This is a genomic window from Bradyrhizobium embrapense (assembly GCF_001189235.2).
In the GTDB taxonomy this organism is placed as follows: Bacteria; Pseudomonadota; Alphaproteobacteria; order Rhizobiales; family Xanthobacteraceae; genus Bradyrhizobium; species Bradyrhizobium embrapense.
This window is the reverse complement of the sequence record NZ_LFIP02000009.1, coordinates 65392-84397: the sequence shown is the minus strand read 5'-3', so window position 1 is coordinate 84397 and position 19006 is coordinate 65392. Positions and strand designations below refer to the sequence as shown.

19 protein-coding genes and 1 pseudogene are annotated in these 19006 nt (G+C 64.0%); 7 read left to right on the top strand and 13 right to left on the bottom strand.

From position 1 onward, the window contains the following. Positions 1 to 3: 3 nt before the first annotated feature. The 7 genes from AKN83_RS30265 to AKN83_RS30235 all read right to left on the bottom strand — a co-directional run bounded on the left by AKN83_RS30265 (position 4) and on the right by AKN83_RS30235 (position 7376). A complete protein-coding gene (locus AKN83_RS30265) occupies positions 4 to 1032 on the bottom strand; it encodes a SphA family protein (protein WP_244522159.1) in 1029 nt (342 codons plus the stop codon). Between the two features lie 86 nt (positions 1033 to 1118). Next, the gene (locus AKN83_RS30260) at positions 1119 to 2231 is read right to left on the bottom strand and encodes a transporter substrate-binding domain-containing protein (RefSeq protein WP_083992319.1); all 1113 of its coding nucleotides are present in this window, start codon (positions 2229 to 2231) and stop codon (positions 1119 to 1121) included. A 10-nt stretch (positions 2232 to 2241) separates the two neighbouring features. Next, positions 2242 to 3183, bottom strand: coding sequence for an HlyD family secretion protein (locus AKN83_RS30255; protein WP_050401987.1), 942 nt, complete (start codon positions 3181 to 3183; stop codon positions 2242 to 2244). Beyond that, a complete protein-coding gene (locus AKN83_RS30250) occupies positions 3183 to 3425 on the bottom strand; it encodes a DUF3302 domain-containing protein (RefSeq protein WP_050401988.1) in 243 nt (80 codons plus the stop codon). Before AKN83_RS30250 ends, AKN83_RS30255 begins: the two co-directional genes overlap by 1 nt. Beyond that, the gene (locus tag AKN83_RS30245) at positions 3422 to 4441 is read right to left on the bottom strand and encodes an HAD family hydrolase (protein ID WP_430641585.1); all 1020 of its coding nucleotides are present in this window, start codon (positions 4439 to 4441) and stop codon (positions 3422 to 3424) included. Before AKN83_RS30245 ends, AKN83_RS30250 begins: the two co-directional genes overlap by 4 nt. Positions 4442 to 4543: 102 nt before the next feature. Then, on the bottom strand, positions 4544 to 6346 hold the full coding sequence (locus tag AKN83_RS30240) for an arylsulfatase (RefSeq protein ID WP_050401989.1): 1803 nt from the start codon (positions 6344 to 6346) through the stop codon (positions 4544 to 4546). 28 nt (positions 6347 to 6374) lie between these two features. Beyond that, on the bottom strand, positions 6375 to 7376 hold the full coding sequence (locus tag AKN83_RS30235) for a formylglycine-generating enzyme family protein (protein ID WP_050401990.1): 1002 nt from the start codon (positions 7374 to 7376) through the stop codon (positions 6375 to 6377). 573 nt (positions 7377 to 7949) lie between these two features. Between AKN83_RS30235 and AKN83_RS30230 the strand changes: the two genes are divergently transcribed. The 4 genes and pseudogenes from AKN83_RS30230 (at position 7950) to AKN83_RS30215 (ending at position 10671) form a co-directional block, all read left to right on the top strand. After that, entirely contained in the window at positions 7950 to 8333 is a 384-nt protein-coding gene (locus tag AKN83_RS30230) for a cupin domain-containing protein (protein WP_050401991.1), read from the top strand. 24 nt (positions 8334 to 8357) lie between these two features. Further along, a pseudogene (locus tag AKN83_RS30225) lies at positions 8358 to 8624 on the top strand (acyltransferase); the annotation flags it as partial. Positions 8625 to 8893: 269 nt separating this feature from the next. Next, positions 8894 to 9511: a 30S ribosomal protein S4 gene (rpsD, locus tag AKN83_RS30220; protein WP_050401993.1), complete on the top strand. Its 618-nt coding sequence runs from the start codon at positions 8894 to 8896 to the stop codon at positions 9509 to 9511. 92 nt (positions 9512 to 9603) lie between these two features. After that, a complete protein-coding gene (locus AKN83_RS30215) occupies positions 9604 to 10671 on the top strand; it encodes a threonine aldolase family protein (protein ID WP_050401994.1) in 1068 nt (355 codons plus the stop codon). Positions 10672 to 10784: 113 nt separating this feature from the next. Here AKN83_RS30215 and AKN83_RS30210 read toward each other — a convergent pair whose 3' ends face one another. From AKN83_RS30210 to grxD, 4 genes are read right to left on the bottom strand one after another with little or no spacing between them, the layout of a single operon-like run. Continuing rightward, positions 10785 to 12047, bottom strand: coding sequence for a serine hydrolase domain-containing protein (locus tag AKN83_RS30210; RefSeq protein ID WP_050401995.1), 1263 nt, complete (start codon positions 12045 to 12047; stop codon positions 10785 to 10787). A 1-nt stretch (position 12048) separates the two neighbouring features. Beyond that, the gene (locus AKN83_RS30205) at positions 12049 to 13335 is read right to left on the bottom strand and encodes a serine hydrolase domain-containing protein (protein ID WP_050401996.1); all 1287 of its coding nucleotides are present in this window, start codon (positions 13333 to 13335) and stop codon (positions 12049 to 12051) included. Between the two features lie 49 nt (positions 13336 to 13384). Continuing rightward, entirely contained in the window at positions 13385 to 13930 is a 546-nt protein-coding gene (locus AKN83_RS30200) for an O-acetyl-ADP-ribose deacetylase (protein WP_157113643.1), read from the bottom strand. Between the two features lie 2 nt (positions 13931 to 13932). Beyond that, positions 13933 to 14265, bottom strand: a complete 333-nt coding sequence (gene grxD / locus AKN83_RS30195) for a Grx4 family monothiol glutaredoxin (RefSeq protein ID WP_016843475.1) — start codon at positions 14263 to 14265, stop codon at positions 13933 to 13935. 295 nt (positions 14266 to 14560) lie between these two features. Here grxD and egtB point away from each other — a divergent pair, with 295 nt between their 5' ends. Then, a complete protein-coding gene (gene egtB, locus AKN83_RS30190) occupies positions 14561 to 15814 on the top strand; it encodes an ergothioneine biosynthesis protein EgtB (RefSeq protein WP_050401998.1) in 1254 nt (417 codons plus the stop codon). A gap of 54 nt (positions 15815 to 15868) precedes the next feature. Next, positions 15869 to 16837 carry an L-histidine N(alpha)-methyltransferase gene (gene egtD, locus AKN83_RS30185; protein WP_050401999.1) on the top strand — a complete coding sequence of 323 codons (969 nt, stop codon included), beginning with the start codon at positions 15869 to 15871 and terminating at the stop codon, positions 16835 to 16837. A gap of 122 nt (positions 16838 to 16959) precedes the next feature. Here egtD and AKN83_RS30180 read toward each other — a convergent pair whose 3' ends face one another. Both AKN83_RS30180 and AKN83_RS30175 read right to left on the bottom strand, forming a co-directional pair. Beyond that, the gene (locus AKN83_RS30180) at positions 16960 to 18138 is read right to left on the bottom strand and encodes a low temperature requirement protein A (protein WP_050402000.1); all 1179 of its coding nucleotides are present in this window, start codon (positions 18136 to 18138) and stop codon (positions 16960 to 16962) included. A gap of 29 nt (positions 18139 to 18167) precedes the next feature. Next, the gene (locus tag AKN83_RS30175) at positions 18168 to 18404 is read right to left on the bottom strand and encodes a BolA family protein (protein WP_021077843.1); all 237 of its coding nucleotides are present in this window, start codon (positions 18402 to 18404) and stop codon (positions 18168 to 18170) included. A 198-nt stretch (positions 18405 to 18602) separates the two neighbouring features. On the opposite strand from AKN83_RS30175, the gene AKN83_RS30170 reads away from it, so the two are divergent. Beyond that, the gene (locus AKN83_RS30170) at positions 18603 to 18962 is read left to right on the top strand and encodes a DUF427 domain-containing protein (protein ID WP_050402001.1); all 360 of its coding nucleotides are present in this window, start codon (positions 18603 to 18605) and stop codon (positions 18960 to 18962) included. Positions 18963 to 19006: the final 44 nt, after the last annotated feature.

The window sequence follows — 19006 nt, the reverse complement described above, 5'->3', positions numbered from 1 at the left end:
GCCTCAATACTTCCGCACGATCGGCTTCGCCGTCGGTGCGGCCTCCGGCGCGGCGGGCGACAGCTGGAACGTCATCCAGGCCGTCCACCCTTCCGGCCGGTTCTCTGCGGCGAAGTCCTTGTAGCCCCTCAAATTGAGATAGCCCTGATAGCCCTCGGCCACCGGAAAGATAAAGCCGACCTGCGGGCCGATACCGGCGACCCGTCCCTTGAAGTCGCCGAGCTTGGCGCCGGCACCACTGTCGCCGGTGAGCTGCTGGAAATAGTAGCCGGCGACGCCGACATGCACGTTCTTGGCGACGAAGTGCGACAATCCCCAATCGACGTGGAAGTCGATGCCGTTCTGGTATTGAAGATCCTTGTTCATTCCATTGTAGGTGACGCCGGCCAACACGGAAAACTCCTGGCCGGTTGCCGGATTGAGATAGGTATAGGCGCCGCCGACGTCGACCGCAGTGAATCCAAAGCTGAGATTGGCGAGACGCGTGCTATCATAGGTCCCGCTCGGGATGTTGCCGAAGATGTAGAACATCTCGTTGTTGACGCCCTGATTCCATTTCAGGGTGCCCTGATAGAACACGTCCGAGACCGTCGTGCGGTTGTCGGTCGCGACGCCTGAGATGCTGTTGCCGCGCGGCCCCGTCAGCGTGGCGTCAACGCCGACACCGACATTGCCCGGCGCCGCGAGGAAGGTGATGGCCGCCTGCCCGCCAAGGACCGACTGCGCCCATGTATAGGTGAAGCCTTCCACGAGAACGTCGGCATGCGCGTTTAGACCGGCGACGACCGACCCTGGCACGCGGTTGCCGATGACGAAATTCTTGCTCGCGTTGGCGCTTTGATCGAGGTGGATGTAGATCGTCTCGTAAGCCCAGCCCGGCATCGCCGGCGCCGCCGTCAGGCTTGCGAACGAGCCGGGCAGCCAGAAGCTCAATCCACCAGCGTCCGCCAGGGCCGTGCGCGGCGCCGCCACCCATGCGATTGCGCACAACGGCGCGATCACCATCATCCTGCTGCGTCCGAACGTTCCCATTGCTACCTCCCGCTTCCTTGCCCGGCGCGTCCGGCGCCGGCTGAATTCATCTGCCTTCACTCGTGCGGTCCGCTCCGATGCGAGCCTCAATTTGTCTGCCCCAGATAGCGAAACAGCACATCCTTCCACCAATCCGATTGCCCGGCTTCCAGCAGCGCGATGTTGAGCCGCTTGCGCAAGACGCGATCTTCCCGCAGCGCAATGGCATAGCTCTGCGGCTCGAAGGTCACGTCGGTGAGCTCGGCCGACAGGCTCCCCTGCCGGATCATCCAGGCGAGGATCGGCCGGTCATAGGCGAGCGCATCGATGCTGCCCTGCTGCAGCGCCTGAAAGCCTTCCGCGGCCGAGGCAACCCTGTGGTGCTTGATGCGCATCCGCGACAGCGCGTCCTCGGTCGCAGTCCCCTGCACCACACCGACGCGAACCGCCGAGAGATCGCCGATCGAATTGACCGCGCCATGCAGCCGCTTGGTCGTCAGCGCGGAAGTGATGCCGGCGGTGAACACTGCGATCGCGATGACGGATACGATCATCCACACCACCGCGACGATGCGGCCGGGCAGCGTGATCGGCGCGGCGCCGCCGACCACGCGCTGGGTCATGGTGTGAGTCGACCACAGCACGCCGGAGCTCAGGCCATGGGCCAGCCCGCGGCCGAATCCCTCGTTGGAATTGTGCTCGAACATCCAGATCAAGAGCCCTGCGAGGATGGCGAGGCCAAGCAGCGCCAGCGCCGCCTGCACGAAACCGTAGGATGCGATCGAGCGGACCACCGGCGTCCAGTTGGCAACATGGTCGGTCTGCACCGCGATTCCGGTCCCCGTCTGGAAGTAAGGTAACGTAAAATCGACCTGCTTCTCACGCGCCGGCGTCACCGTGATCGCCGCCACCGCGGCGTCGAACTTTCCAGCCTGCAGTCCATCAAGCAAAGCGGCGACAGACGACACTTCGACGAATCGGTATCGCAGCTTGAGCTGATCCGCGAGCTTGCGCCACAGCTCAATGCTGATACCGCTCCATTCGCCGTCGCCATTCTTGATTGCGAACGGCGGCGCCTCCTTGGTGCCGACCATAAGTTCCTGCGCGAGCGATTCATCCTGCGCGCCGGCCGGCGACGCCGCAAGCACGATCGCGGCGAGCAACAGCGCGGCGACTGCTAGCGCCGCTGCCGTTACCGATGATCGTGTCCTGCGCACCATTGATAAGCCCTCAGAACGGATTGACGTAATTGACGATCGCGAGCTGGCGCAGGATCACGCGCCGCACGACGTGGGTGGGTTTCATGTGGTCGGTGTAGATCGCGGCCGTTCCGGTCGAGCCGGCCGGCAGGCGGCTGGCGAAGGCGGCATCGTCGAGCCTGATGCGCACGACGAACGGCACCGCCTCGATCGCTTTCGGCGCGACAGCGGTGCCAGAAGTCGTGGCCTGGCCGCTCGCCACCGCCTGCAACACGCTTTCGACTTTCCCGGAATAAATCTGTCCCGGCGCGAACTTGAAGGTGACCTCGACCTCCTGTCCCGGCGCGACATACCGCGCGTCGATCTGGTTGATCTCGACGCCGATGATGGTGTTCGAGGTATCGATGAACGCCATCACCGGCGACAGCGGCAGGTTCGCCACCCGCGCGCCCTTGCGCAGCGCGACGTTGGTGACGTAACCGTCGGCCGGTGCGCGCACCGTCGTCTTGTCGCTGTTCCACTGCGCGGCCTCGAGCTGGCCGCTGAGCTGGTCGACCTCGGATTGCCGCTGCTCGACGTCGAAGCCACGCCCCGCGTCGCGCTCGTAGAGCGTCGTCATCTGCGCCAGCCGGGTCTTCGACAGCTTGAGCTGCGCGGCGATCGCCTTGACCTGCGCATCGTAGGGCGTCGGATCGATCCTGAAGAGGATGTCGCCGGCCTTCAGCGGCGCATTGGCGATAACCGGCACCTCGGTCACCTCGCCAGCCACATCCGGCACAATGGACACCGCGTTGCGCACCACCAGCGCCGAGCCCTGCGGCGCGCCCCAGCCCATCGGCACCAGCAGGCCGAACAGCAGCAGCACCAGCACGATGAAGGGCGACGCCTTCCAGAACAGGTTGAAGCGCACGATTCCGAAATGCACCAGCAGGAACAGCAGCACCAGATAGGTGTTGAAGATCGCGACACCCATCACGCATCTCCTGCCCGGCGCGGCGCCGGCACGTCGACATAGGCCCAGACGAACGCGATCGGCCACAGCGCGAAGCCGCAGATCAGAGTGATCCAGCCGGCGACGGTCACCGCCTGCGCATAGGGATGATTGCGGGACTTCGCGATATGCCCGGGCAGCCAGCCCGCGATGCAGAACACGCCGATCGCGCTGGCGACCAGGATGACGAGCACGATCCAGGCGAAGATATCGTAGCCGCTCATGGCTTCGCCTCCTTCGCGGCATCGGCCGTGGTCAAGGGCGGAAAGACCTCCTTCCAGTCCTGCTTCATGTCGACCACGGTCCAGCCGCCCGCGGCAGCCGCATTGAGCGCCTTGTCGAGCTTGCCGATCTTCGATTGGCGGTCATAGGCATACTCGCGAGCCTCGTCGGTGTGGTGCACGATGCCGGCAAAGCGCGCGCCCGATCCGGCCGTGGTCCATTGCAGCATCTGCAGATCGCCGTCCGAATTGCCGAACGCGAAGATCGGACGCCGGCCGATGAAGCGGTTGATTCCGACCGGCTTGCCGGGACCGTCATCGATGAATTCGACCTTGGCCTCCTTCACCAGCACTGGCTTGCTGTCGGCGCCGATCTGGAATTTCACCACGCCGGACGAGCCGACCACCTGTTCCGGCGGAATGCCATAGACCCGCTCCATCCACGGCCGCATGAATTCGACGCCCCCGCCGGAGACGACGAAGGTCTTGAAGCCATTCGCCCTGAGATAGGCCAACAGCTCCAGCATCGGCTGGTAGACCAGGCTGTCGTAGGGACGGTTGAAGCGCGGGTGCTTTGCGGTCGCGAGCCAGTCCCGCACGGAGGCCGCGAACGCATCGGTGGTCATGCCGGCATGCGTCGCCGCGATGATCTGAAGCAGACCCTTCTCGCCGGTCGCAGCCAGCGCCTTGCTATCGCCTTCCAGAACCGCCTTGAACGGTTGCCGGGCCTTCCAGTCCGGATGCTCCGACGCCATCGCCTTGACCCGGCCGAGCGCGAAGGCGAGCTGGAAATAGTACGGCTGCTCGGTCCACAACGTGCCGTCATTGTCGAAGGTGGCGATCCGCTCGGCCGGCGGCACGAAGTCCCGCCCGCCCGGCGTCGTGACTCGCGCGACGAAATCGACGATCGCCGTCCTCGCCGCGCCGTCGTTCCAGGACGGCAGCGGGTCGGCCTGCGCGAAAGCCGCGCTGCACAGAATAACGCTGCAGCCAGGCGCAAGCAGGATCATCAAAAGCATCTGCCGAGCAAGGCGAGCGAGTGGGACCAACATGATCCTCGACTGCATTTCGTTGAGATCGAAGTGGACCCGGCCCGCCGCAGGGTGGGCCGGGTCGCGGCGTCAGCGACTTTGGAGTTGCTGCTGGATGATCTTGTTAAGTTCGGCGCGAACCTTCTCCACATCCATCCCATCAGCAAGCGCCTTCTTCTGCTTCATCCCCTCCATCATGCTTTCCATGATGTTGGCGGGATTGAAGCTCGGCGGGAATGAACGCGGCGGAAAGTCCTTGAACGTCGCGACGAACTGGAACACCTCCTCCATCATCCCGTAGGCGCCGCCGACGTGATTGAGATTCCAGTCCCAGAACGTGTTGGACGTGATGTCAGCCCGTTCGAAGGGGTCCTGCATCAGGTTGAAGATCTTCTGCAGGCGGAGCGTGGTGAAGGGTTCGGCCCACAGCCCCATCGTGCCTTCCTTGCGCTGCTCGGAGAAGACGTATTTGTAGTCACCCTGCCTGAAACACACCAGCAGGCCGTCATCGTCCGAGTAGAAGAATTTGTCGCGGGCGCTTTTGGTGCCATTGTTGTTGGCAGCCGATCCGCTCACATTGCGGAGGAATGCGGACTGGTCGTAGCCGTCGAGATGGACCTTGTAGTTGATGCCGTTGGCGGTGTAGCCCGCCTTCAGCTTGCCCACGATATCGGGCTCGCCGGCGATTGCGCAGAATGTCGGAAGCCAGTCGTTGTGGCTCATCAGCTCGTTGGTCACGGTGCCAGGCTTGATCGCTGCGGGCCACCGAACCAGACAGGGCACGCGGAAGGCACCTTCCCAGTTAGTGTTCTTCTCGGATCGGAACCAGGTCATGGCACCGTCGGGCCAGGTATTCATGTGAGGCCCGTTGTCGCTCGAATAGACGACGATGGTGTCGTTCGCGATTCCCAGCTCATCTAGCGTCTTGAGCAGCGAACCGACGATGTCGTCGTGTTCCATCATGCCGTCGATGTACTCGCTGTCACCGTGGGTGTAGCGCCCGCGATGGTCGGCGCGCACATGCGTGCGCAGGTGCATGCGGGTTGCGTTGAACCAGCAGAAGAACGGCTTGCCCGCGCTCTGCTGCCGCTTCATGAAATCGATTGCAGCCGCCGACGTCTCATCGTCGATCGTCTCCATTCGCTTCTTGGTCAGCGCGCCGGTGTCCTCGATGGTCTGCTTGCCGATCTTGCCGAAGCGCGGATCGACGGTTGGATCGTCGCGATCCGTCGCCTTGCAGCGCAGGACGCCGCGCGGCCCGAACTTGGCGCGGTAGGCCGGGTCCTTTGGATAGTCCGGCAGTTCCGGCTCTTCCTCGGCGTTGAGGTGATAGAGGTTGCCGAAGAACTCGTCGAACCCGTTCACCGTCGGCAGCGACTCGTTGCGGTCGCCGACATGGTTCTTGCCGAACTGGCCGGTGGCGTAACCGAGATTCTTGAGCAGGCCGCCGACAGATGGATCCAACTGGCTCATGCCCATCGGCGCGCCGGGATAGCCGACCTTGCTAAGTCCCGAGCGGATGATGTGCTGGCCAGTGAGAAATGCCGAACGGCCTGCGGTGCATGATTGTTCGCCGTAGTAGTGCTGGAACTTGATGCCTTCGCGCGCGATGCGATCGATGTTGGGCGTCTCGTACCCCATCAGGCCGTTCGAGTAGGCGCTGATGTTCGCGATCCCGATGTCGTCGCCCCAGATCACCAGGATATTCGGCTTGCGGCCGGATGGCGCGGCGGGTGACGGGCTTGCGGCCGGCGCGGCCTTCTGCGCCTGCGCCAGCGCTTCGGAGGTCAATGTCGCTGCTGCAACCAGCGTGGAGGTGCCCAGTAACAGGTTGCGGCGGTCGATCGCTTGGTTCTTGACGGTCTGCTTGTTGTTGTCGGCGTCGTTGCTCATTGGCAAACTCCCTGCATTGCGAAGGCCTTCAGTCCGGTGGGCGAGAGACGGCAGCGGGTCGCCGCACCACGCAGCGGAAGCCGACATGGCTGGTCGAGGTATCGACCGGCTCGGCATGGCGCGCGGCCGGGCGGTAGCGGCGGCAGTAGTTCGGCGCACAGAGATGCGAGCCGCCCTTCAGGACCTTGCGGGGAATTTTGATCGACGGCTGGGCGGCGTCGTAACTCGCCTCCTCGCGGCCGCCGCGCGGATTCCGCGGAATGCAGCAGGGTTTTGCGGCGTCAGCTTCATGGCGTGCGGACCACCAGTCGGCGGTCCACTCCCAGACATTGCCGATCATGTCGTAGAGGCCGTAACCGTTCGGCGGGAACGCGGTGACAGGCGAAGTGCGGTCGAAACCGTCCTCGCAGAGATTTTGCAGTGGGAAATTGCCCTGCCAGGTGTTGGCCATGTGCCTGCCGCCGGGCGTCAGGGCATTGCCCCAGGCAAATTCCTCGTCTTCAAGGCCGCCGCGCGCTGCGAACTCCCACTCGGCTTCGGTCGCAAGCTCCTTGCCGGCCCATTTGGCGTAGGCGAGCGCGTCGGCATAGGCGACGTGGACCACCGGATGGCTGCCGAGCACGTTGATGTTGCTGCGCGGGCCGTAGGGGCGACGCCAGTTGGCGCCGCGCATGAAGGTCCACCATTGGCTCCAATCGCGGAGCGTCGTGACCCGATGCGGTGGACAAAACACCAGCGAGCCGGCGTACAGCATGTCGGGCAGCGCGCCCGGATATTGCGCCGGATCGGGCGGCTGTTCGGCGACTGTGATGTGGCCGGTGTCGCGCACGAATTCGCGGAATTGCGCGTTGGTCACCGGCGTGCGGTCGATCCAGAAGCCATCGACCAACGCCCGGTGCGACGGTGCCTCCTCGGGATAGTGGTGATCGGAGCCCATGCGGAACGTGCCGCCGGGAATCCAGACCATGTCATCGGTCTCGATGCCGTCGTGCGGCTGCGACTCAGCGGAGGTGTTCTCTGCGCGGAACATGCCAGTGCACCTGTCCGCGCACTACCGTGGGCGTTGGTGGCCGAACATCGTGCTGGATTGCATTGTCACGCGCCCTTCCATTTTTGGGTGCCGCTCGTCTCGGCGGCGTTGATTGCGTCAGGCAGTCTTCCTCATCCACTCCGTTGTTATTCGTGCGCGCGTCCATATGCGCAGCCGCTCTCGCGGCGCGTGATCCGTCGCATCGAACGTCGTCACGAGCTATTTCGCTTTGAGATTCAAATGATAGCGCAACATGCCCAGCGTGTAATGTGCAATTTGTGCCAACCTCAACCCCAGGGCGAGCAGCCTTAACGAACGATGTCGCAATTCAGGTCAATCCGATGCCGTGTTCCTGATTGTCTTCGCAAAAACGATCAAAATTCGCTCGTTTGCGAGTCCTCTCCACGCGATCGCGCTGCGCATCAGACCAATTGAGGCACGATGTCGCAGGGGCAGGCCTGCGCGCTATCGGATGAACGGACTAATCTCGATGTCGGAAGCCTACATCACACATCCTGTGCTTTTCGCCGCGATTCCGCGCTGCTAGACTTCCGCCGGTTGGGGAGGAAATGCATGTTCAGGAAATTGCTGCTTGGTCTCACCGTGATTGCCCTTGCCGGCGCTGCCGTTGCGCAGCAGAGCGGCATCAAGCGGACGCCGCTGCAGAAGGTCGATTTCCCGGCGGGCTACAACACGGTCACGGCGATTGCCGAGGTTCCAGCCGGGGGTGCGTCGGGTCGTCACACCCATCCGGGCGCCGAAACCGGCTATGTGCTCGAAGGCGAGCTGGAGCTTCTGATCGACGGCAAGCCGCCGTTGAAGCTGAAAGCAGGCGATTCCTACCAGATTCCGGAAGGTGCGGTGCACGACGCCAAGACCTCCGGCGACAAGCCCCTCAAGGTGCTGGGGGTCTATGTGGTCAAGGCCGGCGAGCCCCTGGCCAAGCCGGCGCCGTGAGCCGAGCCCGTTGGCGTCGGATCAGCTGGTTCATTGCCGGCTTCAGGTGCGGCGGGCGAGCTGCACGCGCTGAGCCCGGGGCCGTTCCTGCTGAGCTATGGCGTGATCAAGCCTGACCACACCGTCGATGTGGTGCTGCGCTGGGACCATCTGGTCTGCGATGCCGCCCTGATCGCCCGGACCCTGACCCGGCTGGAGCAGGTGCTCGGCGGCGAAATCGCCGCGGAATTGGCCGCGATCCGGCCGCAACTCGACACCCGGCCGGTCCGGGCGGCCGGAATCCTGCTCTGAGCGGCGAAACCGGCCGATTTTGACGCCGATTTGGCCCAAATCGCCCCTGCGTTTCGTTTGACAGAGCCGGACTTTCTCCTTAAGACCACCCTTGCTCGCGGGCCGTTTTCGGCCCGCGATGCGTTTCGCGACCCGTGGTTCTCCCCGAGCTTTCGAGGCGGACCTGTCGGTACGGGCCTTTTGGCCGGTACACAGGAGGGCGCGTCTCCTCAAACCCTAGACTGACAAAACGCCGGTCGCCGAATGCGACGGCTATCAAAGAGGACGCGATGACAAAGCGCAGTGAGGCGAAGTACAAGATCGATCGCCGCATGGGCCAGAATATCTGGGGCCGCCCGAAGAGCCCCGTGAACCGCCGCGAATACGGCCCCGGCCAGCACGGCCAGCGCCGCAAGGGCAAGCTCTCCGACTTCGGCGTGCAGCTCCGCGCCAAGCAGAAGCTCAAGGGTTACTACGCCAACATTTCCGAGCGCCAGTTCCACGGCATCTATGTCGAGGCCAGCCGCCTGAAGGGCGACACCGGCGAGAACCTGATCGGCCTGCTCGAGCGCCGTCTCGACACCGTGGTCTATCGCGCCAAGTTCGTCGCCACGATGTTCGCCGCCCGCCAGTTCATCAACCACGGCCACGTCAAGGTGAACGGCCGCAAGGTCAACATCGGCAGCTACAAGCTGAAGGTCGGCGACGTCATCGAGGTCAAGGAAGCCTCCAAGCAGCTCACCCCGGTGCTGGAAGCCGCCCAGCTGCCCGAGCGCGACCTGCCCGACTTCCTCGAAGTCGATCATGGCAAGATGACCGCGAAGTTCGTCCGCATCCCGGCGCTCGGCGACGTGCCGTTCCCGGTGCAGATGGAGCCGCATCTGATCGTCGAATTCTATTCGCGCTGATCACAGCACGCATGCGAGATCCGAAAGGCCCCGGTTTTGCCGGGGCCTTTTTGTTTGGCTAAAGTCAGCGCATATCGACCGAGAGAAACATCATGCACTACACCCCCGCCCGGCCCGATCCGACGGCGCCTGCCGTCCGTATCAACCTGCTGTCGGACACACAGACGAAGCCGACGCCGGCGATGCGCGAGGCGATGGCGAGGGCTGAGGTCGGCGACGAGCAGGTGGGCGACGATCCGACCACCAATGAGCTAAACGCCCGCGTCGCCGATCTGCTCGGCAAGGAAGCCGCCGTCTTCATGCCGTCGGGCACGATGTGCAACGTCGCGGCCACGCTGGCCACTTGCCGCCCCGGCGACGAGATCCTGGCGCATGCGACCGCGCATATCATCGCGCGCGAGGGCGGCGCGCATGCCGCGCTCGGCGGCTTCCAGATCACGCAGCTACACGGCGACGACGGCCAGTTCACGCCGGAGACGTTCCGCGCCGCGCTGCATCCGCGCACCCGCTACCAGCCGCCGCAGGTACTCGTCAGCGTCGAGCAGACCGCCAATATCGGCGGCGGCACGATCTGGAAGAAGGCCGCGCTGGACGAGGTCGTGCGGATCGCCAAGGACCACGGGCTTGCGACTCATATGGACGGTGCGCGGCTGCTGAACGCGACGGTCGCCTCCGGCATCTCGCCGCGCGACATGACGGCGGGCTGGGATTCGGCCTGGATCGATTTCTCCAAGGGACTCGGTGCGCCGATCGGCGGCGTCATCGCCGGCACCCGCGCCTTCATCGACGACGTCTGGCGCTGGAAGCAGCGGCTCGGCGGTTCGATGCGGCAGTCCGGCGTCTGCGCCGCCGCCTGCATCTACGCGCTCGATCACCATGTCGACCGCCTCGCCGACGATCATGCCAATGCACGGGCGCTGGCGCGCGGGCTGGCGCAGATCAACGGCATCGCGGTGCAGACGCCCGAGACCAACCTCGTGTTCTTCAAGCCCGACGGCGCCGGTGTATCAGGTGACAAGATGATCGCCGAGCTGCGCAAGCGCGGTGTGACGCTGGCGATGATGGACGGCCGGATCAGGGCCTGCACGCATCTCGATGTCACCGCAGCGATGATCGAGGAAGCGATCGGCCACGTCAGGGACATCGTGCGCGGGGCGTAAGTCCGGCTGTAGATTGTAGCCCGGATGCAGCGCAGCGTAATCCGGGGCTATTTGGCACCTCGGATGAGGCCTTCCCCGGATTGCGCTGCGCTCCATCCGGGCTACGAAGCCGGTTATCGCCCCATCGCCTGGTAGATCAACGTCTTCAGCTCCTGCTGGATCCGGCCGCGCTGTGACGGCGTCTGCACCATGAAGACGCCGAACAGATCGTCGGCGGGATCGATGAAGAAGAAGGTGCCGCCGACGCCGTCCCAGCGATATTCGCCGAGCGGCCAGGACGTGTTCTCCGGCACCGAGGTGCGGACTGCGAAGCCGAGGCCGAAGCCGGAATTCGGACCGGGATAGTAGTTCTTGTCGTGCACCACTCCGGTTTCCGGACCGATATGGTCCCTCGCCATCAGCGCGATGGTCTCCGGCTTCAGATAGCGCCGTCCCTCGTAGAGGCCGCCGTTCAACAGCATCTGCGAGAAACGCGCGTAGTCGCCGATGGTGCCGACCATGCCGCCGCCACCGGATTCCCGGCGCAGCGGCCGGCGCGGGTCGCTGACGTCGGCCACCGGGCTGATCCTGCGGTCCTTCGGCATCGGCTCGGCGATCAGCGGCCATTTCGCCCGGTCGGCAACATAGAATGCGGTCTCGTTCATCCCGAGTGGACCGAGCAGCCGGTCCTTCTCGACCTGAAACAGGGATTTTCCCGTGATCACCTCGATGATGCGGCCGAGCACGTCGGTGGAATGACCGTAATCCCATTGCGTGCCGGGTTGCTCGGCAAGCGGCAGCGCCGTGAGCCGCGCCACGAATTCGGCATTGTCGGGATCGTTGTTGAACAGGCCGGCATCGGCGTAAGTCTTGTTCACGACGCCGCCGCCATAATAGCCGTAGGGCAGACCTGCCGTGTGGCGCATCAGGTCTTCGATCGTCACCGGACGCTTGAGCGGCTCCAGCGTCATCGCCGCCTTGCCCTCGTCGCCGCGCTTTTCGACGCCGACCTTCATGTCGGCAAAGGCCGGGATGTATTTCGACACCGGGTCGCTGAGCGCGAGCCTGCCCTCCTCCACCAGCATCATCGCCACGACGGTCGTGATCGGCTTCGACATCGAATAGAGGCGGAAGATCGTGTCGACGCTCATCGAGAGCTCGGTTGCGACGTCGCGAACCCCGAAATTCTCGTAGTAGACCGGCTTGCCATGCTGCTGCAGCAACAGGATCGCGCCGGGGATCTTCCCGGTCGCGATCTCGTTCCTGACATAGTCGGAGACCTTGGCGAGCCCCTCCGCCGAGAAGCTGTGCGCAGCCGGCCCCGGGGAGCCGGCCTGTGCAACCGTTGCAGCGGACGCGAGCACGAGTGCCGCGACGAGTGCGCGGCACCCACGCATGTTAGTTTTCCATGGCTTCATAGACGAGCTGCTTCAACGTCCGCTGGATGCGCTGGCGCTCGGTCGGCGTCTGCTCCAGCAGGACGAAGAAGAAGTCCTGCTTGCGGTCGATGATGTAATAGCAGCCGCTGGCGCCATCCCATTTCAGCTCGCCGAGATCGCCGGGCGGCGGCGGCTTCGCGGTGCCCGGATCGGTGCGCACCGCGATGCCAAGGCCGAAGCCGAAGCCGTCGCCGGGAAAGTAGAAGAAGTCGCGCGCAACGCCGGAGCCCGGACCGACGCGGTCGGTCGTCAGCTCCTTGAACGTCTCCGGCTTCATGATGGTCTTGCCGTCGAGCGTGCCGCCATTGAGCAGCATCTGGGCGAAGCGCGAATAATCCGCCATGGTGGAAACCATGCCGCCGCTGGCGGACTCCCATTTCTTGACCTTGGTCGGATCGTTGACCCGGCCGACCCGGAAGTCGCTGTCGTTCGGCATAGGCTCTGCCATCAGCTTCTGCTTCTCCGGATCGGTGACGAAGAAGCCGGTGTCCGTCATGCCGAGCGGGTCGAGCAGCCTTTGGTGCTCGATCGTCGAGAGCTTCTCGCCGGTGGTCACCTCCATCACGCGCGCCAGAATGTCGGTGGAATGGCCGTATTGCCAGAGCGCGCCGGGCTGATTGTGCAGCGGCAGCTTGGCGATCCGCTCGGCGAATTCGGCGAGATCGAAATCTCCGCCGTAGATATTGGCTTCCTTGTAGGCCTTACGGACCAGGCTGTCGCCGTAGAAGCCGTAGGTGATGCCTGACGTGTGCGTCATCAGATCGAGGATCGTGATCGGCCGCTCTAGCGGCACCAGCTCGAGCGTCTTGGTGCCGTCCTCGGCCTTCTTCTCGACGCCGACCTTCATGTTGGCAAAGGAGGGGATGTATTTCGAGACGGGATCGTCGAGCTTGTACTTGCCCTCTTCCAGGAGCTGCATCGACACCACGGCGGTGATCGACTTGGACATCGATGCCAGGCGGAAGATGGTCTTATCGGTGATCGGCGCCTTGCTGACCACGTCCTGCACGCCGAAGGCCTCGTGATAGACCGGCTTGCCGTGCTGCTGGATCAGGACAATGGCGCCCGGAATCTTTCCGGTCGCGACCTCGTTCCTGAAGAACTCGCTGATCCTGGCGAGCTTGTCGGGGTTGAAATGCGCACCCGCCGGAATTTCGTAGGTGCCCTCGGTGTGCGCGTACGCCAACGATGCCGCCAGCAACACCGCGGAGGCCGCGGCCGCGCCGGCCAAACGAAATGAATGCATTTGAACTATCCCTCCCCGGAAATCACGAGGAAGTGTAGCGGCAGTATCATCAGGCACAAGGGCTCCCGAAGGCGTCCAGGGCCTGCTGATGCAGCTCGCCGCTCTGGGCCGAGAAGCAGCAGAAGATCACCTGCGTAAGACTTGGGGCCGACGGCAGGGCATCGACGGCGGCCTTCACCGCAATGGCGGCGGCGCGGTCTGTTGGGAAATGATAGACGCCGGTCGAGATCGCAGGAAATGCGACGGAGCCGAGCCCGTTGGCCTGGCACAACTCGATGCCGCGGCGATAGCAGGATGCGAGCAGCGCATCCTCGTTCTGGGTGCCGCCATGCCAGATCGGCCCGACGGCGTGGATCACGTGCTTGGCGGGAAGCCGATAGCCCCCGGTGATCTTGGCATCGCCGGTCTTGCAGCCATGCAGCGTACGGCATTCTGCAAGCAATTCGGGACCCGCGGCGCGGTGGATCGCACCGTCGACGCCACCGCCCCCGAGCAGCGATGAATTGGCCGCGTTGACGATGGCGTCAACGCGCAGGGTCGTGATGTCCGTAACGATGACTTCGAGCCGCGCCGTGCCGATCTGGCGCGCCGTCAAGGTCAGGCAGCCACGTCGACCGGGATGCCCTTGTCGGCAAACAGCTGCTGCAATTCACCGGCCTGGAACATCTCACGGATGATGTCGCAACCGCCGACGAACTCGCCCTTCACATAGAGCTGCGGAATCGTCGGCCAGTTCGAATAGACCTTGATGCCGTTGCGCAACTCGGCCGATTCCAGAACGTTGAGGCCCTTATAGCCGACACCGATGTGGTCGAGGATCTGCACGACCTGACCGGAAAACCCGCACTGCGGGAATTGCGGCGTGCCCTTCATGAACAGCACGACGTCGTTCGACTTCACTTCGTTGTCGATGAATTGCTCGATGCTCATTTTCGCTTCCTTGCGTAGGCGGCGCTCTCAGGCCTTAACGGGCCGGCCCGCCCTTCTAACCCGTGACTGGCTATATATGTAGCTCAAACCATTGTGCATCCAAAGCAAAATGGCGGAAATCTGGCATGCGAAGGCAGCCGGAGGGCACCGCAAAAAGCGCCGGGGATTATCTGATGGGCCCAATATCATCATGGGGGAGGCTTTTTTCCCGTAACGGAGCCCCTATCTAGGACGAACTGTCCGTCAGGAACCGGATTGCCGAAGCAACGTTCTTTCCCCTGAATCGGAGACCCCTGTGACGAAACCAGCCTCTGCCGCGGCCGCCATTTCCGCCGCCCCCCCGTCACTATCCGCCGAATCCGGGTCGCTCGCGCAGCGGCTGGTGGACGCCTATCGCGCCGTCCGCGACGAGACCGAGCGCCGGGTCGCGCCGCTGTCGGCGGAAGACCAGCTGATCCAATCGATGCCGGATGCGAGCCCCGCCAAATGGCACCGCGCCCATACCACCTGGTTCTTCGAGCAGTTTCTGCTCGGCGAGCACGTCGAGGGCTACACGCCCTTTCATCCGGACTACGCCTATCTGTTCAATTCCTATTACGTCAGCGCCGGCCCCCGGCATGCCCGCCACCAGCGCGGCCACCTGACCCGGCCGACATCAGACGAAGTCACCGCCTACCGCCGCCATGTCGACGCCGAGGTGGTGAAATTCTTCCAGACAGCGCCGACGGACAAGCTCGAGGCGCTGGTGCCGCTGGTCGAGGTCGGCCTCAATCACGAGCAGCAGCATCAGGAGCTGATGTACACCGACATCCTGCATGCCTTCGCCCAGAACCCGATCCCTCCGGCCTACGATCCGGCGTGGCGCTTCCCTGCATCGCGGCGCGGGCCCGAGGAATGGGTAACGCTCAACGAGGGCATCCACACCGTCGGCCACGCCGACGACAGCTTCCATTTCGACAATGAGAAGCCCGCGCATCGCGCGCTGGTCGGCCCGGTCAAGCTCGCGAAAAACCTGGTCACCAATGCCGACTGGCTCGCCTTCATCAGGGACGGCGGCTACTCCACAGCCACGCTGTGGCTGATGGACGGCTTCGGCACCGTCAGCAACGAGGGCTGGCAGGCGCCGGGCCATTGGCGTCAGATCGACGGCGAGTGGAAGATCATGACGCTCGGCGGCCTGCAGCCGATCGATCCGCAGGCTCCGGTTTGCCATGTCAGCTACTACGAGGCCGACGCCTTCGCTCGCTGGGCCGGCAAGCATCTGCCGACCGAGATGGAATGGGAGGTCGCGGCCCGCGCCGGCCTGCTCAACGACGCCTATGGCATCGTCTGGCAATGGACCCGCAGCGCCTATTCGCCCTACCCGGGCTATCGCGCGATCGAAGGCGCGCTCGGCGAGTACAACGGCAAGTTCATGGTCAACCAGCTCGTGCTGCGCGGCTCGTCGCTGGCAACGCCCGCCGGTCACAGCCGCGTCACCTACCGCAACTTCTTCTATCCGCACCATCGCTGGCAATTCACGGGGGTACGCCTCGCCGACTATGCCTGACCAGAGTCCTGTCGACATCGATGACGCGTCGGTAAGCGCGTTCGGGAGAGTATCATGAATGTGCATGCCGCCGCTTTGGCCAAAGCGTATCCGTTCGACGAAGCGACCGCGGCGTTTGCCGGCGATGTGATCGGCGATCTCGCCCGTCACCCGAAACGGCTATCGCCGAAATATTTCTACGACGCCACCGGTTCGGAGCTGTTCGAGCAGATTACGGTGCTGCCGGAATATTACCCGACGCGCACCGAGCTCGGCATCCTGCGCGACCGCGGCAGCGAGATCGCCGCGATCATTCCGGATGGCGCGGCGCTGGTCGAGTTCGGCGCCGGCGCGACCACCAAGGTGCGCCTGTTGCTCGAAACGAGCGAATTCGCCGCCTATGTGCCGGTCGACATTTCCGGCGATTTCCTCAAGGCCCAGGCCGACGGGTTGCGGCGGGATTTCCCGGGTCTCGGCATCTATCCGGTCGCTGCCGATTTCACCACGCCGTTCGCGCTGCCCGAGGCGGTCGCTGCCATGCCGAAGGTCGGCTTCTTCCCGGGCTCGACGCTCGGCAATTTCGAGCCGAGCGAGGCCCTGGCCTTCCTGCGCAGTGCGCGAAAAATCCTCGGCCACGGCGCGCAGATGATCATCGGCGTCGACCTCGAGAAGGACGAGCGCGTGCTGTACGACGCCTATAACGATGCGGCCGGCGTCACCGCGCGCTTCAACCTCAATGTGCTGGTTCGGATCAACCGCGAGCTCGGCGGCAATTTCGACCTGTCGGGCTTCACCCACCGCTCGATCTACAACCGCGACCGCCATCGTATCGAGATGCACCTGATCAGCCGCAAGGCGCAGACCGTGCGCATCCTCGGCAACACCTTCGCATTCCGTCCGGGCGAAAGCATTCACACCGAGAACAGCTACAAATACTCGCTCGAACGCTTCACCGCGCTCGCCCGCAGCGCTGGCTGGACGGTACGCGACAGCTGGACCGACGCCAACGCCATGTTCTCGGTGCATGCGTTGGTCGCGGAGTAGCGAGCGCAATTCTCGCAATCGCGTCGTAGCAAGCCGAGCGAAGCAATCCATGGCTCAGCAGGCCGTCGGATGGATTGCTTCGCTCCACTCGAAATGACGTGGATGGACTGCACCCCTACCCTTTATTCCTCCCCGCTCGACCGCAGCGAGATCGATTCCCACGCCGCGACCACGATCATGATCGCGGTGGTGACGATCGAGAGCATCAGCGGCGACATCTCGCGCGCGAGATAGGCCGTGATCGCCAGCGCGACGATGCCGACGCCGTGCGAGAGCTGCAGGAAGTTGCGGATCACGAACTTGAAGAGGATGGTCCCGACCAGGAACAGCGCAGGGCCGCCGACCGAGCTCACGATCGTCTTCAGATCGGAGTGGCCGGACGGATGCTTCAGCACCAGCTCGTCGGCGACCGCGGTGAGGATGATGCCGCCGACGATCGGCATGTGCAGATAGGTGTAGGCGATCCGCGCCACGCGGCCGGATTCCTCTGATTTGGAGATCATGTCCGAGCCGGCCTCGGCGCCCTTGTGGAAATAGATCCACCACATCGCGATGCTGCCGACCAGCGCCGAGATGAACGCGGCGACATTCTCCGGCGTCCAGGTCAGCTCGGCAAAGGTCGCGCCGTCGACCACGATCGCTTCACCGAGCGCGATGATGATGAAGCCGGCGCAGCGCTCGGCCATGTGGCCGCCCTCGACCGACCAAGCCTCCATCGAGGAGAAGCCGAGCCTCGGGGTCCAGAAGCGCAGCGCCGGCGCGACATATTCGATTGTTAGCGCCGCGAGCCAGAACCACAGCCGCGTCTCGTGCTCGGCGAAGCCACCGAGAATCCAGAGCACGGCCGAGCAGGACAACCAGGCCAGGATGCGGATGGCGTTGTGGCGAACTGCCGTTCGCCGCCGCGGCGTCGCCAGCAGCCAGAACGCGGTGCGACCAACCTGCATCGCCGCATAGGTCCCGGCAAACCACAGCCCGCGGCCCTCGAAGGCAGTCGGGATCGAGGTCGACAGCAGCAGCCCGCCCAGCATCAGGACGAACAGCAGCAGGCGGACCGGCGTCAGGTCGGGATCGAGCCAGTTGGTGACCCAGGTGGTGTAAACCCACACCCACCAAACCGCGAGGAACAGTACCGTGACCTGCACCGCGCCGAGCGGGGTGAAGTGGTGCAGCAGCGTGTGCGACAGCTGCGTGACGGCGAAGACGAAGACGAGGTCGAAGAACAGCTCGGCATTGGTGACGCGGCTGTGCTGGTTCGGCACGATGACGCGAAACATCGCGCCGCGCGGATTATCTGCCATCGCTTGTGGCCCCGCCCGTTGGCCGGGGCCTAGCCTTCCGGCACGCCGGTCTGCAGGGCCAGCGCGTGCAGCACGCCGCCCATCTGGCCCTTCAGCGACTGGTAGACGATCTGATGCTGCTGGACGCGGGACTTGCCGCGGAATGACTCGGAAACGACAGTGGCCGCGTAGTGGTCGCCGTCGCCGGCCAGATCACGGATCGTCACCTCGGCATCAGGGATCGCTGCCTTGATCATCGATTCGATATCACGGGCGTCCATCGGCATCCCAGTCCACCTCCGTCAGGTCATTCGAATCAGGGCCGATTCGGCCAGGAAAACCAAGAAGAAACCTAAGCCAAAACCTGGCGCTTGAGGTCTTCTAGGTCATCGCGGGGCACACTATATTCCCATTCCCAGCGATTTAAACCTGCATCAATCGGTCACAAGCCATCACGCCGAAATGACGAGAAGAGGCGCAGAATCATGAAGCTCCCCGGCCCCGACCATCCGATCACGATCACGCCCAATGCCAAGCGTGTCCGCGTCACCGCCGACGGCGTCGTCATCGCCGAGACCAGCCACGCGCTGACCCTGAAGGAAGCGAGCTATCCGGCCGTGCAATACGTCCCCCGGCAGGACGCCAACATGGAGCTGTTGACCCGCACCGAGCGGACCACGCATTGCCCCTACAAGGGGGATGCCAATTACTTCAGCATCAAGGCCAACGGCAAGACGCTGGACAACGCGATCTGGACCTATGAGGCGCCGTTCCCGGCGATGACCGAGATCGCGGGCCACCTCGCCTTCTATCCGGACAAGGTGAAGATCGAGGAAGTCGCCTAGATCATCGCCCCTGCCGCGCGCGCCGGACCTCGCCCGGCCGTTTC

Bases quoted from the DNA above. Each gene is read 5' to 3' on its own strand.
- AKN83_RS30170 (WP_050402001.1), top strand. From the start codon at position 18,603: ATGAAGCTCCCCGGCCCCGACCATCCGATCACGATCACGCCCAATGCC.
- grxD (WP_016843475.1), bottom strand. From the start codon at position 14,265: ATGAGCATCGAGCAATTCATCGACAACGAAGTGAAGTCGAACGACGTC.
- AKN83_RS30235 (WP_050401990.1), bottom strand. From the start codon at position 7,376: ATGTTCCGCGCAGAGAACACCTCCGCTGAGTCGCAGCCGCACGACGGC.
- AKN83_RS30240 (WP_050401989.1), bottom strand. From the start codon at position 6,346: ATGAGCAACGACGCCGACAACAACAAGCAGACCGTCAAGAACCAAGCG.
- AKN83_RS30215 (WP_050401994.1), top strand. From the start codon at position 9,604: ATGCACTACACCCCCGCCCGGCCCGATCCGACGGCGCCTGCCGTCCGT.
- AKN83_RS30265 (WP_244522159.1), bottom strand. From the start codon at position 1,032: ATGGGAACGTTCGGACGCAGCAGGATGATGGTGATCGCGCCGTTGTGC.
- egtD (WP_050401999.1), top strand. From the start codon at position 15,869: ATGAATGTGCATGCCGCCGCTTTGGCCAAAGCGTATCCGTTCGACGAA.
- AKN83_RS30260 (WP_083992319.1), bottom strand. From the start codon at position 2,231: ATGGTGCGCAGGACACGATCATCGGTAACGGCAGCGGCGCTAGCAGTC.
- AKN83_RS30245 (WP_430641585.1), bottom strand. From the start codon at position 4,441: ATGCTTTTGATGATCCTGCTTGCGCCTGGCTGCAGCGTTATTCTGTGC.
- rpsD (WP_050401993.1), top strand. From the start codon at position 8,894: ATGACAAAGCGCAGTGAGGCGAAGTACAAGATCGATCGCCGCATGGGC.
- AKN83_RS30255 (WP_050401987.1), bottom strand. From the start codon at position 3,183: ATGGGTGTCGCGATCTTCAACACCTATCTGGTGCTGCTGTTCCTGCTG.
- AKN83_RS30180 (WP_050402000.1), bottom strand. From the start codon at position 18,138: ATGGCAGATAATCCGCGCGGCGCGATGTTTCGCGTCATCGTGCCGAAC.
- AKN83_RS30230 (WP_050401991.1), top strand. From the start codon at position 7,950: ATGTTCAGGAAATTGCTGCTTGGTCTCACCGTGATTGCCCTTGCCGGC.
- AKN83_RS30210 (WP_050401995.1), bottom strand. From the start codon at position 12,047: ATGCGTGGGTGCCGCGCACTCGTCGCGGCACTCGTGCTCGCGTCCGCT.
- AKN83_RS30250 (WP_050401988.1), bottom strand. From the start codon at position 3,425: ATGAGCGGCTACGATATCTTCGCCTGGATCGTGCTCGTCATCCTGGTC.
- AKN83_RS30175 (WP_021077843.1), bottom strand. From the start codon at position 18,404: ATGCCGATGGACGCCCGTGATATCGAATCGATGATCAAGGCAGCGATC.
- AKN83_RS30205 (WP_050401996.1), bottom strand. From the start codon at position 13,335: ATGCATTCATTTCGTTTGGCCGGCGCGGCCGCGGCCTCCGCGGTGTTG.